We start from the raw sequence: 13071 nt of genomic DNA, 5'->3' as shown, positions 1-13071 counted from the left end.
TCGGCCAGACCCAGATGTGGCTCGGCCTCGCCGCTGAAGTGCAGGGCGACGGCAAATCCGCCGACGATCTCGCCTTCCTGCGCGACGCCTGGGACTTCCGCAATGTGCTGCTGTGCGAGGTGCCGAACGGCGACTTCGGCCGCACCCTTATGCGCCAGTTCCTGTTCGACGCCTGGCATTCGATCCAGCTGGGCCGTCTGATGAAGTCCTCGGACGAACGGGTCGCCGCGATTGCTGAGAAGGCCTCGAAAGAGGTGGCCTATCACCTGGAGCGTTCCGCCGACACCGTGGTGGGCCTGGGCGACGGCACTGAGGAAAGCCACCGCCGGATGCAGGAAGCCTTGGACTATCTTTGGCCCTACGTCGGCGAGATGTTCCAGTCCGACGATGTGGACGCCGAGATGGTGAAGGCTGGCATCGCCCCTGATCCGGTGGCCCTGCGCGAAGAATATGACGCGCTGGTCTACCGCATCCTAAGCGACGCAACGCTGACCATTCCGGAGAGCCGCTTTGCCCACAAGGGCGGGCGCACCGGTGCAATGCACACAGAGCATCTGGGCCACCTGCTGACCCAGATGCAATGGCTGCAGCGCGCCTATCCCGGCGCCAAGTGGTAAGACCACGGCCAAAGAACTGACTGCACCCCGGCTTCATGCGGGGATGAGGCCCGCTTCCGCGAGGGAGGCCGGGCGGACCAGCCAATGAGGGTAACCGCATGAGCCAAGTGACGACTCAGCCAAGCACCACCCGGATCTGGGAGTGGCTCGACGCCGTGCCCGATCCGGAGATCCCGGTGATCTCGCTGGTGGATCTCGGCATCATCCGCGATGTGGCCTGGGAAGGTACGACCCTGGTGGTCACCGTCACCCCGACCTACTCCGGCTGCCCGGCCACGTCTGTGATCGCGATGGACATCGAAACCGCCCTGCGGGACCGCGGCATCACCGATCTGAAGCTGAAGACCCAGATCTCCCCCGCCTGGACCACCGACTGGCTGACGGAGAAGGGCCGCACCAAGCTGGAGGCATACGGCATCGCCCCGCCTCAGCCCGCAGGCGGCCCGGAAAAATGCCCGCATTGCGGCAGCCCGCATGTCACCAAGGTCAGCCAGTTCGGCTCGACCCCTTGCAAGGCCCACTGGCGCTGCCAGGACTGCCTCGAACCCTTTGATTATTTCAAGTGCATCTGAGGAGACCCTGATGGCGCGCTTTCACGACCTAGAAGTCACCGACGTCCGCAAGACCATCCGCGATGCGGTGGTTGTTACCCTGAAGCCCGTGAACGGCGCGGCTGAGGAGTTCGATTTCACCCAAGGCCAGTACCTGACCTTCCGCCGCGACTTTGAAGGCGAGGAGCTGCGCCGCAGCTACTCGATCTGCGCCGGCAAGGATGAGGGTATCCTGCAGGTCGGCATCAAGCGCGTCGACGGCGGCGCGTTCTCGACCTGGGCCAACACCGAGCTGAAGGCCGGCGACACCCTGCAAGCGATGGCGCCGATGGGCACCTTCTTTACCCCGCTCGAGGCAGGCGCAGAGAAGAACTACCTGGGCTTTGCCGGCGGCTCCGGCATCACCCCGGTGCTGTCGATCCTGAAAACCACGCTGGCGGCGGAGCCCAACTCCTCCTTCACGCTGGTTTACGCCAACAAGGGCGTGAACACGATCATGTTCCGCGAGGAGCTGGAGGATCTCAAGAACCTCTACATGGGCCGCTTCAACGTGATCCATGTGCTGGAGTCCGACGCTCAGGAAATCGACCTTTTCACCGGCCTGGTCACCGAAGAGAAATGCGCCCAGCTGTTCGAGCACTGGATCGACATCCAGTCGGTCGACACCGCCTTCATCTGCGGCCCCGAACCGATGATGCTGGGCATCGCCAGCGCCCTGCGCACCGCGGGCCTCGATGACGGCCAGATCAAGTTCGAACTGTTCGCCTCTGCCCAGCCGGGCCGCGCCAAGCGCAAGGCCACCGCAACGGATACGGCCAGCAGCGCCAACCAGACCAAGGCCGCCATCACCCTGGACGGCGCCACCCAGACCATCGAGATGGGCAAGGACATGACCCTGCTGGACGCGGCGCTGGAAAACGCCATGGACGCGCCCTATGCCTGCAAGGCCGGGGTCTGCTCCACCTGCCGCTGCAAGGTGCTGGAAGGCGAGGTCGAGATGGTCGCCAACCATGCGCTGGAAGATTACGAGGTCGAAAAGGGCTATGTGCTCTCGTGCCAGGCCTATCCGGTGACCGATAACGTCGTGGTCGATTACGACCAGTAATACCTGCCCGAGGGAGGAAAGATCATGACTGACGAAATGAGTATTAGCAGCTATCTGGCCCAGGGCGGCGTGCTGTCCAACCCGTCCAACGTGCCGCCGCGCTACCGCGCCGAGCTGATGAAGATGATGGCGACCTTTGTCGACAGCGAGCTGGCGGGTGCCGCAGGCTTTGCCGACATCATCAACGAAGGGCCAGGCATCAAGGCGCGCATCGCCGCCGCAAAAATCGTGCTGGAGAAATCCGACAGCGCCGAAAAGGTGCTGCATATCATGGGCGACTTCGGTGCTGACACAGAGCGCTATGCCGACCACCACCCCTGGACCGCGCGGCTGGAACGGGATGCCGACATCGGCCAGACCCGCAGCAAGCACGACATGCGGCTGGCCGTGTTCAACTACCCGCTGGAAGGCTGGGCCGACGCGGTGGTGATGAACCTGCTGATGGGCAGCGCGGTTGCCGTGCAACTGGAGGAGCTGAGCCATGTCTCCTACCAGCCGCTGGCCGAAGCTTTCCGCACCATCCAGCCGATTGAGGCACATCACGCGGAATTGGCAGAAGAAGGCCTGATGGTGCTGGTGGAAGCACAAGGGACAGAGGCCCTGCAGGAACTGGTCAGCTACTGGTGGCCGCGGGTCGCAGCCAGCTTCGGCTCTGAGACCTCACAGAAGTTCGAAGGGCTGAAGGCGATGGGCCTGCGCCGCACTCCGAATGCAGAGTTGAAGGCACGCTGGGAACAGACTGCCTCTGCCGTTCTGGCCAAGGCCGGTCTGAAACCCGCCGCCTGATCTCCAGTGGAAGCTCTCCCGCCCGGGCTGCCGTGCATCACAGATGCGCAGGTCCGGCTGGATCCGGCGCGCCTGAAGGCGCGCTGAAGATGCTGCGCCGTCAGGCTGTGCAAATCCACAGGGAAATGGTGCAGCCTTGCGGAATGGAACCAGCGCCGCACGGCCTCCATATTGAAGAAAAAAAGCAATTGGAGACTGTCATGAGCACCGGAACTGCCCCCCTGCCCGCAGGCACCCGCATCGGCCATGTCCACCTCAAGGTTTCCGACCTTGAACAGGCAATCGGGTTTTACAGCGGTGTGCTGGGTTTTAACGTGACCCAGCGGCTCGGCAGCTCTGCTGCCTTCCTGTCGGTCGGCGGTTACCACCACCACATCGGGCTCAACACCTGGCAGTCGCGCGGCGGCCCGGCCCCGGCACCGAACATGACCGGCCTCTACCACACCGCCATCCTGCTGCCGGACCGCAAGAGCCTGGCGGCGGTGCTGCGCCGGGTGCTGGAGTCGGGCATCGCGCTCGAGGGCGCAGCCGACCACGGCGTCTCCGAGGCCATCTACCTGCGCGACCCGGACGGCAACGGGGTGGAACTCTACCGCGACCGGCCCGAACAGGACTGGCCGCGCGGGGCGGATGGCAGCCTGCAGATGGTCACTGACCCGTTGGATTTGCAAGATTTGCTCGCAGAGGTTGAGTAGGTCAGAACTGCTGCCCGAATGTTTCGCGCGCGAAACAATTGGTCAGTCACGCTGACCTATATTTCGCTGCGTCAGATTTCGCTCCAGAACGCCAGCCAACCAACTGAAACAAAACAATTAACAGCCTTCTCGCCCCTCCTTGCCTGTATCCGGCGAGGCCTAGAAAGGTCTGGACCCCTGACCTTTCTGGGCCTACCCTTGCGGCAAGCAGAGGGAGCGAGACGATGGCTGTGGGCAGAACTATCCGCACTTATTTCAACGGCAGCTGGCAGGACGGCAACGCGGCGGTGATGCGGGCTGCAGACCATGCGATGTGGCTGGGCTCCTCCGTGTTTGACGGCGCGCGTTTCTTTGACGGGCTGACCCCGGATTTGGACCTGCACTGCGCCCGCACCAATGCCTCTGCGGAGGCGCTGCTGATGACGCCAACCCATTCCGTGGAGCAGATGGTGGAGGTCATCCGCGAAGGACTGGAGGGGTTCGCCCCTAGCTCCGCGGTCTATATCCGGCCAATGTACTGGGCGGCTGATGGCGACGAGACGCTGATCGCCCCGAAGGCGGAGAGCACCCAATTCGCCGTCAGCCTGGAGGAAATCCCGATGACGGCCCCAGATGCCGCCGCCACGCTGACCCGCACCCGCTTCCGCCGCCCGGTGCTGGAAAGCGCGGTGGTGAATGCCAAGGCGGGCTGCCTCTACCCCAACAACGCCCGGATGCTGAGGGAGGCGCGCAGCAAGGGGTTCAGCAACGCACTGGTGCTGGATGCCATGGGCAATGTGGCTGAAACCGCCACCACCAATGTGTTCATGGTGCGCGACGGCGAGGTCTTCACCCCAATCCCCAACGGCACCTTCCTGGCCGGCATCACCCGCGCCCGCCATATCAGCAACCTTCGCGCCGACGGTATCACCGTGCATGAATGCGTGCTGGGCTATCAGGATTTCGAGGAAGCCGACGAGATCTTTCTGTCGGGCAACATGAGCAAGGTGACCCCGGTCACCGCCTTTGACGAGAACCGCTATCAGGCCGGCCCTGTCGCCAAACGTGTGCGGGAGCTCTATTGGGACTGGGCCGCCAGCCAGCCGTAAATCCGTAAGCTCAACCCGAACATGCCCGGCCGGCGCAAAGTCTATGGCCAGAAATACGCAGCGTTGACGGCTCTTTGGCTCTATTGCCTGATCGCCCCGCATGCGCCATGATCCGCGGTGCAACAACGAGAGAGCGAAGATGCGCAAATTCCTTGTGGTCCTGGACGACAGCCGCGAATGCCTGAACGCCATGCGCTTTGCCGCGATGCGGGCGGCGCATACCGGCGCGGGCGTCACTATCCTGTCGGTCATTCCCCCGGATGAGTTCAACCACTGGATCGGCGTCGGTGAAGTGATGCGCGAGGAAGCGCGCGAGCGCATCCATGCCCATTTCGAAGTTTTCGCCAAATGGATGCGCGACCGCCAGAATGTGGACCCGGAACTGGTGATCCGCGAAGGCGAACCGGTGCCGGAAATCCTCGACTTTATCGAGGGCGATCCGGAAATCGGCGTTCTGGTGCTGGGTGCGGGCACCGGCCGCAAAGGCCCCGGGCCGCTGGTCACCCAGCTCACCAAGAACTCCGGCGCCCTGCCGGTGCCGATCACCATCGTGCCCGGCGACCTTAGCAAGGAAAAGCTGGAAGCAATCACCTGACCAGAAGGGACTGCAGAGGCGATGACCGGCGGGATCACATTCTGGTTCGAATTCGCCTCCACCTACTCCTATCTCAGCGTGATGCGCATCGGCGAACTGGCTGCCGCCCGCGGCGTTGCCGTTACCTGGAAGCCGTTTCTGCTGGGGCCAATCTTTGCCGCTCAAGGCTGGGACACCTCGCCTTTCAACATCTATCCAGCCAAGGGCCGCTACATGTGGCGCGACATGGAACGGATTTGTGCGGCTCGCGGCCTGCCCTTTAGCCGCCCTGCGGTGTTCCCGCAGAACGGGCTGATGGCGGCGCGGCTAGCTTTAGCTGCGGCGGAACAGGACCGCATTGAGCCTTTCACCACGGCCGCGTTCCAGGCGCAGTTTGGTACGGGCAAAGATATCGCGGATGAAACTGTCTTGCAGCGTTGCCTGAGCACGGCGGGCCTTGACCGCAGTCTGATGCAGCGGGCACAGGCGCCGGATATCAAATCGGCACTCAGGACGAAGACCGATGAGGCCATTGCGGCGGGCATTTTCGGCGCGCCCAGCTTCACCAGCGGGGCGGAACTGTTCTGGGGTGATGACCGGCTGGAGCAGGCGCTGGAGCACGCCGCGGGCGGCGCAATTTAGAATCGTTCCAAATCTTGACTTGGCGGGCCGCAAGGCGCATATCGGGGACACGCTTAACGGAGACCCGACATGTTCATTCAGACTGAATCCACGCCAAACCCGGCGACGCTGAAATTCCTGCCGGGCCAGACCGTTCTTGAGGTCGGCACCGCCGACTTCCCCAACGCAGACGCTGCCGGCAAATCGCCGCTCGCCTCCCGCATCTTTGCGGTTGAGGGCGTGACCGGCGTTTTCTTCGGCAACGACTTCGTGACCGTAACCAAGGCCGACGCGGTAGAATGGGACCACATCAAGCCCGCTATCCTGGGCGCGGTGATGGAACACTACCAGTCCGGCCAGCCGGTGATGGCGGACGGCTCTGAAAGCCCGGCCTCCGGCCATGCCGAGCATTCCGGCGAGGACGCCGAGATCGTCAACCAGATCAAGGAACTGCTGGACAGCCGGGTGCGCCCGGCAGTGGCCCAGGACGGCGGCGACATCACCTTCCACGGCTTTGACCGCGGCGTGGTCTATCTGCATATGCAGGGTGCCTGCGCCGGCTGCCCATCCTCGACCCTGACCCTGAAGATGGGCATCGAGAACCTGCTGCGCCACTACATCCCGGAAGTCACCGAGGTGCGCCCGGTTGCCGTCTGACCGCGCGCGAAAGGACATCTGATGGCTTCCGAACCGCTGGTTCTGGGTTTTGACACATCGGCCGCGCATTGCGCGGCCGCTTTGCTGCGCGGGGAGACCCTGCTGGCCTCCCGGCTGGAGGAAATGACCCGCGGCCAGGCCGAACGGCTGATGCCGCTTCTGGAAGAGGTGCTGGCTGACGGCGGTGCCGCATGGCAGGATCTTGACGCCATCGGCGTCGGCATCGGTCCCGGCAACTTCACCGGCATCCGCATTGCGGTCTCCGCCGCCCGCGGGCTGGCTCTGGGGCTGGAAGTGCCAGCCGTGGGCGTGGACGGGTTTGAGGCCCGCGCCGCCGAGGGCACCTTGCCCGCCGTGCCCGCGCCGCGCAATCAGGTTTATGCCGCCCTGCCCGGGGAGGCACCGCGTCTTATGCCGCGCCAGGAGGCCGAGGACGCCGCCCGCGGTGCCGGGCTAGCGTTTGCGCCTGAGGCAAGCCCGGCAGGGATCGCCGAAGCGATTGCGCGCATCGCAGCTGCGCGGTTTGAAACCGTGACCGAGCCGCCTGCACCGCTGTACCTGCGTGCAGCCGATGCAGCGCCGTCCAGCGACGTGCCGCCTGCGCTGATTGATGAGTGATCCCCTGACACCGGCGCAGATGGCCGCCACCCATGCCGCGGGTTTCACCCAGTCGCGGCCGTGGTCTGCACTGGAGTTCGCTGCCCTTCTGGACAGCCCGCTGATCTTTGCCGCCGGGGATGCCCGCTGTTTCGCCCTGGTGCGGGTGATCGCGGATGAAGCTGAACTGCTGACCATCGCCACCGATCCCGCCCATCAGCGGCAAGGGCTGGCCCGCGCCTGCATGGCGGAATGGGAATCACTGGCCTGCGCCCGCGGCGCCGCAGAGCTGTTTCTGGAAGTGGCAGAAGACAACGCACCCGCAAAGGCGCTGTACCGCGTCTGCGGATTCGCGGCATGCGGGCGCCGGGCGGGATATTACCGCCGCAAAGATACCAATCCGGCGGACGCAATCCTGATGAGAAAGTCTTTACGCTAGGCCAGTTGCGCGGATTTCGCACCAAATGGTCAAAAAGCGGTTGACCCCCTCCCTGCCCTGCAGGCTAAATTGCCGCACCCTCTAAGGCCTGAACGGGGCCGGGCAGCGGAAATGACCCGCTGCATCCAACAAATAATGACAGTGGGAGTTAACCTGATGACCCTGATGAAACCGCTGATGGGCGCAGCCGCGACGCTGGCCCTGACCGCAGGTGCCGCACTGGCGGAACCGGCCCTGATCTTTGATCTGGGCGGCAAGTTCGACAAGAGCTTCAATGAGGCCGCACACGGCGGCGCCCAGCGCTGGACCGAAGAGACCGGTGGAACCTACCGCGAGATCGAACTGCAGTCCGAAGCCCAGCGCGAGCAGGCGCTGCGCCGCTTTGCCGAGGCCGGCGCCAACCCGATCGTGATGGTCGGCTTCGCCTTTGCTGATGCCCTGGGCCAGGTGGCTGCTGACTATCCGGACACCAAATTCACCATCATCGACATGGTGGTTGAAGGCGACAACGTGCGCTCGGTTGTCTTTAACGAACACGAAGGCTCCTACCTCGTGGGCATGATGGCGGCCATGGCGTCCAAATCGAACACCGTCGGTTTCATCGGCGGCATGGACATCCCGCTGATCCGCAAATTCGCCTGCGGCTATGCAGAAGGCGTCAAGGCAGCTAACCCGGATGCCACCGTAATCGCCAACATGACCGGCACCACCCCGGCGGCCTGGAACGACCCGGTCAAGGGTTCCGAACTGACCAAGGCACAGATCAGCCAGGGCGCGGACGTGGTCTATGCCGCGGCTGGCGGCACCGGTGTGGGCGTGCTGCAGACCGCAGCCGACGAAGGCATCCTGTCGATTGGTGTGGACAGCAACCAGAACCACCTGCACCCGGGCAAGGTGCTGACCTCGATGACCAAGAAGGTCGGCAACGCCGTGTTTGAGGCCTTCAGCGATGGCGCCGACATGGAAACCGGCTTCTCTGTCATGGGTCTGGCCAACGGCGGTGTCGGCTATGCCATGGATGAGCACAACGCGTCGCTGGTCTCGGCTGAGATGCAGGCCGCTGTGGACGACGCTGCCGCCAAGATCGCCTCGGGCGAAATTAAGGTGCATGACTACATGTCCGACGACAGCTGCCCTGTGCTGAGCTTCTAAGAAGAAAGCCCCAGGCCATGACGGATTCACTTCATATTCTGTTTGAAGCCTGGGGCGACCCATCGCCCGAAGCCCGCGCCGAAAAGACGGACGCAGCCATCGGGTCCGAATTCTATTACTCCGATCCCAACACCCCTGCCCCCATAACCACCCGCGATGCTTACCTGGAGTACATTGCGCAGTTCAGCGCGATGATGCCGGGCGCCGCGGCCAAAGTGGTTGCCGTCTCTGAACACCACGGCCACGCACGCGCCACGGTGGATTTCGAGAAGGACGGCCAGCGCATGGTGCGCGGACAGTATTTTGCCGATCTGAAGGACGGCAAGGTGGTACGGCTGATCGGATTTACAGGCATGGGAGAGCCCGATTGACCGCCCCCGCCATCGAACTCAAAGGCATTTCCAAAGCCTTTGGCCCGGTCCAGGCAAACAAGGACATTTCCATCAGCGTTGCCCCCGGCACCATTCACGGCATCATCGGTGAAAACGGTGCGGGCAAATCGACGCTGATGTCGATCCTCTATGGCTTCTACAAGGCCGACAAAGGCGAAGTCTGGATCAAGGGCAAACGCACCGCGATCCCGGACAGCCAGGCAGCCATTGCCGCAGGCATCGGCATGGTGTTCCAGCACTTTAAACTGGTGGAGAATTTCACCGTGCTGGAAAACATCGTGCTGGGGGCTGAGGACAGCGGCATGCTAATGCCCTCGCTGCGCCGCGCCCGCAAGGAGCTGAAGGCGCTGGAAGAGGAATACGAGCTGTTCGTGGACCCCGACGCCCGCATCGACGAGATCGGCGTTGGCATGCAGCAGCGGGTGGAAATCCTCAAGGCGCTTTACCGCAAGGCGGAAATCCTGATTCTGGATGAGCCCACCGGCGTGCTGACGCCCTCCGAGGCTGACCAGCTGTTCCGCATCCTCGACCGGCTGCGCGCCGAAGGGAAGACCATCATCCTGATCACCCACAAGCTGCGGGAGATCATGGAGTACACCGACACGGTCTCCGTCATGCGCCGCGGTCAGATGACCGCCACCGTCAAGACGGCTGAGACCAGCCCCGAGCATCTGGCCGAGCTGATGGTCGGCCGCAAGGTTCTGCTGCGCGTCGACAAGGTTCCGGCCCAGCCCGGCGCCCCGATCCTGGAGATCGAGAACCTGCGGGTGGTGGACAGCGTCGGCGTCGAGCGCGTCAAGGGCATCGACCTCACAGTGCGCGCAGGCGAGATCGTCGGCATCGCCGGCGTCGCGGGCAACGGCCAGTCTGAGCTGTTGGAAGTGCTGGGCGGAATGCGCCCCGGCACCGGGAGCATCAAGCTGCATGGCACGCCCCTGCCTCTGCACGGCCAAGGCTCGGATGCCGCCGCGCGGCGCGATGCCCATATCGGCCATGTGCCGGAGGACCGCCAGCGCGAAGGCCTGATCATGGACTTCCACGCCTGGGAAAACGTCGCATTCGGCTACCACCGGGACCCGGCCTACAAAAATGGCGTGCTGATGAACAACGCAGCCCTGCGCGCCGATACTGAGGCCAAGATGGAGAAATTCGACGTGCGCCCGCCCGATCCCTGGCTGGCGGCCAAGAACTTCTCCGGCGGCAACCAGCAGAAAATCGTCGTGGCGCGCGAGATAGAGCGCAACCCCGACCTGTTGCTGGTCGGCCAGCCGACCCGCGGCGTCGACATCGGCGCCATTGAATTCATTCACAAGCAGATCGTCGAGTTGCGCGACCAGGGCAAGGCGATCCTGCTGGTCTCGGTCGAGCTGGAGGAGATCCTGTCGCTCGCGGACCGGGTTGCTGTGATGTTTGACGGCATGATCATGGGCGAACGCCCGGCGGACCAAACCGATGAGAAAGAACTCGGCCTGATGATGGCCGGTGTCGCGGGGGAGGCCGCGTAAATGGACAAGATGCCGAAATGGGCCGATGTGGTCCTGATCCCGCTGATCAGCCTTTTGCTGGCCGCAGTCCTGTCGGCCCTGGTGATCCTCGGGATCGGCGAAGACCCGGTCGCCGCGGTCAAGCTGATGGTCGATGGCGCTCTAGGCTCATCCTATGGCTGGGGCTACACGCTCTACTACGCCACCAATTTCATGTTCACCGGCCTTGCGGTGGCGATTGCCGCCCACGCGGGCCTGTTCAACATCGGCGGCGAGGGCCAGGCGATGCTGGGCGGGCTTGGCGTGGCGCTGGTCTGCCTGCTGATCCCCTGGCCGCACTGGACGCTGGCCTTGGTCTTTGCCGCCTTTGGTGCGGGCCTTTTCGGTGCCGCCTGGGCCGCAATCCCCGCCTATCTGCAGGCCAAGCGCGGCAGCCATATCGTGATCACCACCATTATGTTCAACTTCATCGCTGCGGCGGTGCTGAACTATGTGCTGGTGAACCTGCTGCGGCCCGAAGGCTCCATGGACCCGGCCACCGAACGCTTCCCCGAGGCGGTTCACTTGCCGTCTTTGCACGAGCTGCTGGCGCCGATCGGGATCGAGTTTTCGAAATCCGCACCGGCCAATGTCAGCCTGCTGGTGGCCGTCGGCGCCTGCCTGTTTGTCTGGCTGCTGATCTGGCGCACGCCGCTGGGGTATGAAATCCGCTCCCTCGGCAAGTCCGAGCCGGGCGCGCGCTATGCCGGTATCTCCTCGGTCCGCACCATCATGATCGCGATGCTGATCTCCGGCGCGCTGGCGGGCATGATGGCCGTCAACAACGTGATGGGAGAGGCAGAGCGGTTGGTTCTGAACGCCACCGAAGGCGCCGGTTTCATCGGCATCGCGGTGGCGCTGATGGGGCGCAACCACCCGTTCGGCGTGTTCCTGGCGGCGATCCTCTTTGGCTTCCTCTACCAGGGCGGCGCTGAACTGGCGCTGTGGACCTCGATCCCGCGGGAACTGATCGTGGTGATCCAGGCCCTGGTGATCCTGTTCACCGGCGCGCTCGACAACATGGTGCGGATGCCGCTTGAGCGGATCTTCCTGGCGATGCGGAAGGGGCAGAACTGATGGATTTCCTGACAATCATCCAGCTGCTGGACTCCACTGTCCGCCTGGCCACGCCGCTGCTTCTGGCCTGCCTGGCGGGCCTGTTCTCCGAGCGCGCGGGCATCTTCGACATCGGCCTTGAGGGCAAGATGCTGATGGCCGCCTTCTTCTCTGCCGCCGTCGCCGCCGTCACCGGCAATGTCTGGCTGGGGCTGCTGGCCGGCATCGGCTCCTCGCTGGTGCTGGCGGGGCTGCACGGGGTGGCCTCGATCACCTTCCGCGGCAACCAGCTGATCTCCGGGGTGGCGATCAATTTCCTGGCCGCTGGCATGACGGTGCTGATTGCCCAGGACTGGTTTCAGCAGGGCGGCCGCACACCGTCGCTGATCGGCGGCGGGCGGTTCACCCCGATCAACCTCCCCTTTGCCGAAAGCCTCTCTGGCGTGCCGGTGCTGGGTCCTATCTATGCTGAGCTGCTCTCTGGCCATTCGATCCTGGTCTACATTGCCTTCCTAGCGGTGCCTGCGACCTGGTGGGTGCTGTTCCGCACCCGCTTTGGCCTGCGCCTGCGTGCTGTGGGGGAAAACCCGGCCGCAGTGGATACCGCCGGCGTTTCGGTTGTCGGCTTGCGCTATGCGGCGGTGCTGATCTGCGGCCTGCTGTGCGGCATTGCCGGCGCCTATCTGGCCACCGCGCTGCAGGCGGGTTTCGTCAAGGACATGACCGCGGGCCGCGGCTTCATCGCGCTGGCCGCGCTGATCTTTGCCAAGTGGCGGCCCTGGCATGCCATGGGTGCCTGCCTGCTGTTTGGCCTCTTGCAGGCGATTGCGCTGCGGTTCCAGAACATCGAGCTGGGCGGCATCACCATCCCGGTGCAGGCAATGGACGCGCTTCCCTACGTGCTGACGGTGGTGATCCTGGCCGGTTTCGTCGGCAAGGCAATCCCGCCGAGAGCCGGCGGCGAGCCCTACGTCAAGGAACGCTAAACGCCATTCCAGAACCAACGAAACGCCCGGCCAAAGTGCCGGGCCTTTCTCTTTTTCCTCCTTGGTCTTTTCCGGGTCAGGGGCCTCGCAGCGGCGGCGCGGAGGCGCCGTTCACCCTTGACGCGGCAAAGACGCAAACACACTCGACCAGGCCACTGAAGGGCAGTCCTGCCCCTCAGTGGCTTCTCAGCAGAACCCCTTCGCGCCGCTCGCAGAGCGGCGCCCGGCCCAA

Annotated in this window: 16 protein-coding genes; all 16 read left to right on the top strand. The window is 64.1% G+C overall.

The features are described 5' to 3' along the window. On the top strand, window positions 1–617 hold a 617-nt coding region (paaC, locus tag GC1_RS11845), incomplete at its 5' end, for a 1,2-phenylacetyl-CoA epoxidase subunit PaaC (RefSeq protein ID WP_039498637.1). A gap of 98 nt (window positions 618–715) precedes the next feature. Continuing rightward, the gene (paaD, locus tag GC1_RS11840) at window positions 716–1189 is read left to right on the top strand and encodes a 1,2-phenylacetyl-CoA epoxidase subunit PaaD (RefSeq protein WP_019297025.1); all 474 of its coding nucleotides are present in this window, start codon (window positions 716–718) and stop codon (window positions 1187–1189) included. Window positions 1190–1199: 10 nt separating this feature from the next. Next, entirely contained in the window at window positions 1200–2273 is a 1074-nt protein-coding gene (gene paaE / locus GC1_RS11835) for a 1,2-phenylacetyl-CoA epoxidase subunit PaaE (protein WP_019297026.1), read from the top strand. 24 nt (window positions 2274–2297) lie between these two features. After that, window positions 2298–3059 (top strand): Phenylacetic acid catabolic protein, encoded by a 762-nt coding sequence (locus GC1_RS11830; RefSeq protein ID WP_019297027.1) that lies wholly within the window; start codon window positions 2298–2300, stop codon window positions 3057–3059. A 200-nt stretch (window positions 3060–3259) separates the two neighbouring features. After that, on the top strand, window positions 3260–3754 hold the full coding sequence (locus GC1_RS11825) for a VOC family protein (RefSeq protein WP_036762360.1): 495 nt from the start codon (window positions 3260–3262) through the stop codon (window positions 3752–3754). Between the two features lie 224 nt (window positions 3755–3978). Further along, complete coding sequence (locus GC1_RS11820; protein ID WP_019297029.1) at window positions 3979–4842, top strand: branched-chain amino acid aminotransferase; 864 nt, start codon at window positions 3979–3981, stop codon at window positions 4840–4842. A 139-nt stretch (window positions 4843–4981) separates the two neighbouring features. After that, complete coding sequence (locus GC1_RS11815; RefSeq protein ID WP_019297030.1) at window positions 4982–5437, top strand: universal stress protein; 456 nt, start codon at window positions 4982–4984, stop codon at window positions 5435–5437. 21 nt (window positions 5438–5458) lie between these two features. After that, on the top strand, window positions 5459–6058 hold the full coding sequence (locus GC1_RS11810) for a 2-hydroxychromene-2-carboxylate isomerase (RefSeq protein WP_019297031.1): 600 nt from the start codon (window positions 5459–5461) through the stop codon (window positions 6056–6058). A 69-nt stretch (window positions 6059–6127) separates the two neighbouring features. Then, window positions 6128–6694: a NifU family protein gene (locus tag GC1_RS11805; RefSeq protein WP_019297032.1), complete on the top strand. Its 567-nt coding sequence runs from the start codon at window positions 6128–6130 to the stop codon at window positions 6692–6694. Between the two features lie 21 nt (window positions 6695–6715). Continuing rightward, the gene (gene tsaB / locus GC1_RS11800) at window positions 6716–7312 is read left to right on the top strand and encodes a tRNA (adenosine(37)-N6)-threonylcarbamoyltransferase complex dimerization subunit type 1 TsaB (protein ID WP_019297033.1); all 597 of its coding nucleotides are present in this window, start codon (window positions 6716–6718) and stop codon (window positions 7310–7312) included. Next, the gene (locus tag GC1_RS11795) at window positions 7305–7730 is read left to right on the top strand and encodes a GNAT family N-acetyltransferase (protein ID WP_019297034.1); all 426 of its coding nucleotides are present in this window, start codon (window positions 7305–7307) and stop codon (window positions 7728–7730) included. The genes tsaB and GC1_RS11795 overlap by 8 nt, the downstream gene beginning before the upstream one ends. A 156-nt stretch (window positions 7731–7886) precedes the next feature. After that, window positions 7887–8882 (top strand): BMP family lipoprotein, encoded by a 996-nt coding sequence (locus GC1_RS11790; protein WP_029204892.1) that lies wholly within the window; start codon window positions 7887–7889, stop codon window positions 8880–8882. Window positions 8883–8899: 17 nt separating this feature from the next. Then, window positions 8900–9253 (top strand): nuclear transport factor 2 family protein, encoded by a 354-nt coding sequence (locus tag GC1_RS11785; RefSeq protein ID WP_019297036.1) that lies wholly within the window; start codon window positions 8900–8902, stop codon window positions 9251–9253. Further along, window positions 9250–10779, top strand: coding sequence for an ABC transporter ATP-binding protein (locus GC1_RS11780; protein ID WP_019297037.1), 1530 nt, complete (start codon window positions 9250–9252; stop codon window positions 10777–10779). The genes GC1_RS11785 and GC1_RS11780 overlap by 4 nt, the downstream gene beginning before the upstream one ends. Further along, window positions 10780–11874 (top strand): ABC transporter permease, encoded by a 1095-nt coding sequence (locus GC1_RS11775; RefSeq protein WP_019297038.1) that lies wholly within the window; start codon window positions 10780–10782, stop codon window positions 11872–11874. It abuts the gene before it with no gap. After that, window positions 11874–12839, top strand: a complete 966-nt coding sequence (locus GC1_RS11770; RefSeq protein ID WP_019297039.1) for an ABC transporter permease — start codon at window positions 11874–11876, stop codon at window positions 12837–12839. The genes GC1_RS11775 and GC1_RS11770 overlap by 1 nt, the downstream gene beginning before the upstream one ends. The last annotated feature ends 232 nt before the right edge of the window (window positions 12840–13071 follow it).

This window comes from Leisingera sp. ANG1 (genome assembly GCF_000203975.2).
Taxonomy (GTDB): Bacteria; Pseudomonadota; Alphaproteobacteria; order Rhodobacterales; family Rhodobacteraceae; genus Leisingera.
The sequence above is the reverse complement of the archived record's forward strand: the minus strand, read 5'-3'. Positions and strand labels throughout refer to the sequence as shown.

What these genes read in the sequence shown, in the direction of transcription:
- GC1_RS11790 (WP_029204892.1), top strand. Translation starts at nt 7,887, where the DNA reads ATGACCCTGATGAAACCGCTGATGGGCGCAGCCGCGACGCTGGCCCTG.
- GC1_RS11775 (WP_019297038.1), top strand. Translation starts at nt 10,780, where the DNA reads ATGGACAAGATGCCGAAATGGGCCGATGTGGTCCTGATCCCGCTGATC.
- GC1_RS11805 (WP_019297032.1), top strand. Translation starts at nt 6,128, where the DNA reads ATGTTCATTCAGACTGAATCCACGCCAAACCCGGCGACGCTGAAATTC.
- tsaB (WP_019297033.1), top strand. Translation starts at nt 6,716, where the DNA reads ATGGCTTCCGAACCGCTGGTTCTGGGTTTTGACACATCGGCCGCGCAT.
- GC1_RS11830 (WP_019297027.1), top strand. Translation starts at nt 2,298, where the DNA reads ATGACTGACGAAATGAGTATTAGCAGCTATCTGGCCCAGGGCGGCGTG.
- GC1_RS11820 (WP_019297029.1), top strand. Translation starts at nt 3,979, where the DNA reads ATGGCTGTGGGCAGAACTATCCGCACTTATTTCAACGGCAGCTGGCAG.
- GC1_RS11785 (WP_019297036.1), top strand. Translation starts at nt 8,900, where the DNA reads ATGACGGATTCACTTCATATTCTGTTTGAAGCCTGGGGCGACCCATCG.
- GC1_RS11810 (WP_019297031.1), top strand. Translation starts at nt 5,459, where the DNA reads ATGACCGGCGGGATCACATTCTGGTTCGAATTCGCCTCCACCTACTCC.
- GC1_RS11770 (WP_019297039.1), top strand. Translation starts at nt 11,874, where the DNA reads ATGGATTTCCTGACAATCATCCAGCTGCTGGACTCCACTGTCCGCCTG.
- GC1_RS11815 (WP_019297030.1), top strand. Translation starts at nt 4,982, where the DNA reads ATGCGCAAATTCCTTGTGGTCCTGGACGACAGCCGCGAATGCCTGAAC.
- GC1_RS11795 (WP_019297034.1), top strand. Translation starts at nt 7,305, where the DNA reads ATGAGTGATCCCCTGACACCGGCGCAGATGGCCGCCACCCATGCCGCG.
- paaE (WP_019297026.1), top strand. Translation starts at nt 1,200, where the DNA reads ATGGCGCGCTTTCACGACCTAGAAGTCACCGACGTCCGCAAGACCATC.
- paaD (WP_019297025.1), top strand. Translation starts at nt 716, where the DNA reads ATGAGCCAAGTGACGACTCAGCCAAGCACCACCCGGATCTGGGAGTGG.
- GC1_RS11825 (WP_036762360.1), top strand. Translation starts at nt 3,260, where the DNA reads ATGAGCACCGGAACTGCCCCCCTGCCCGCAGGCACCCGCATCGGCCAT.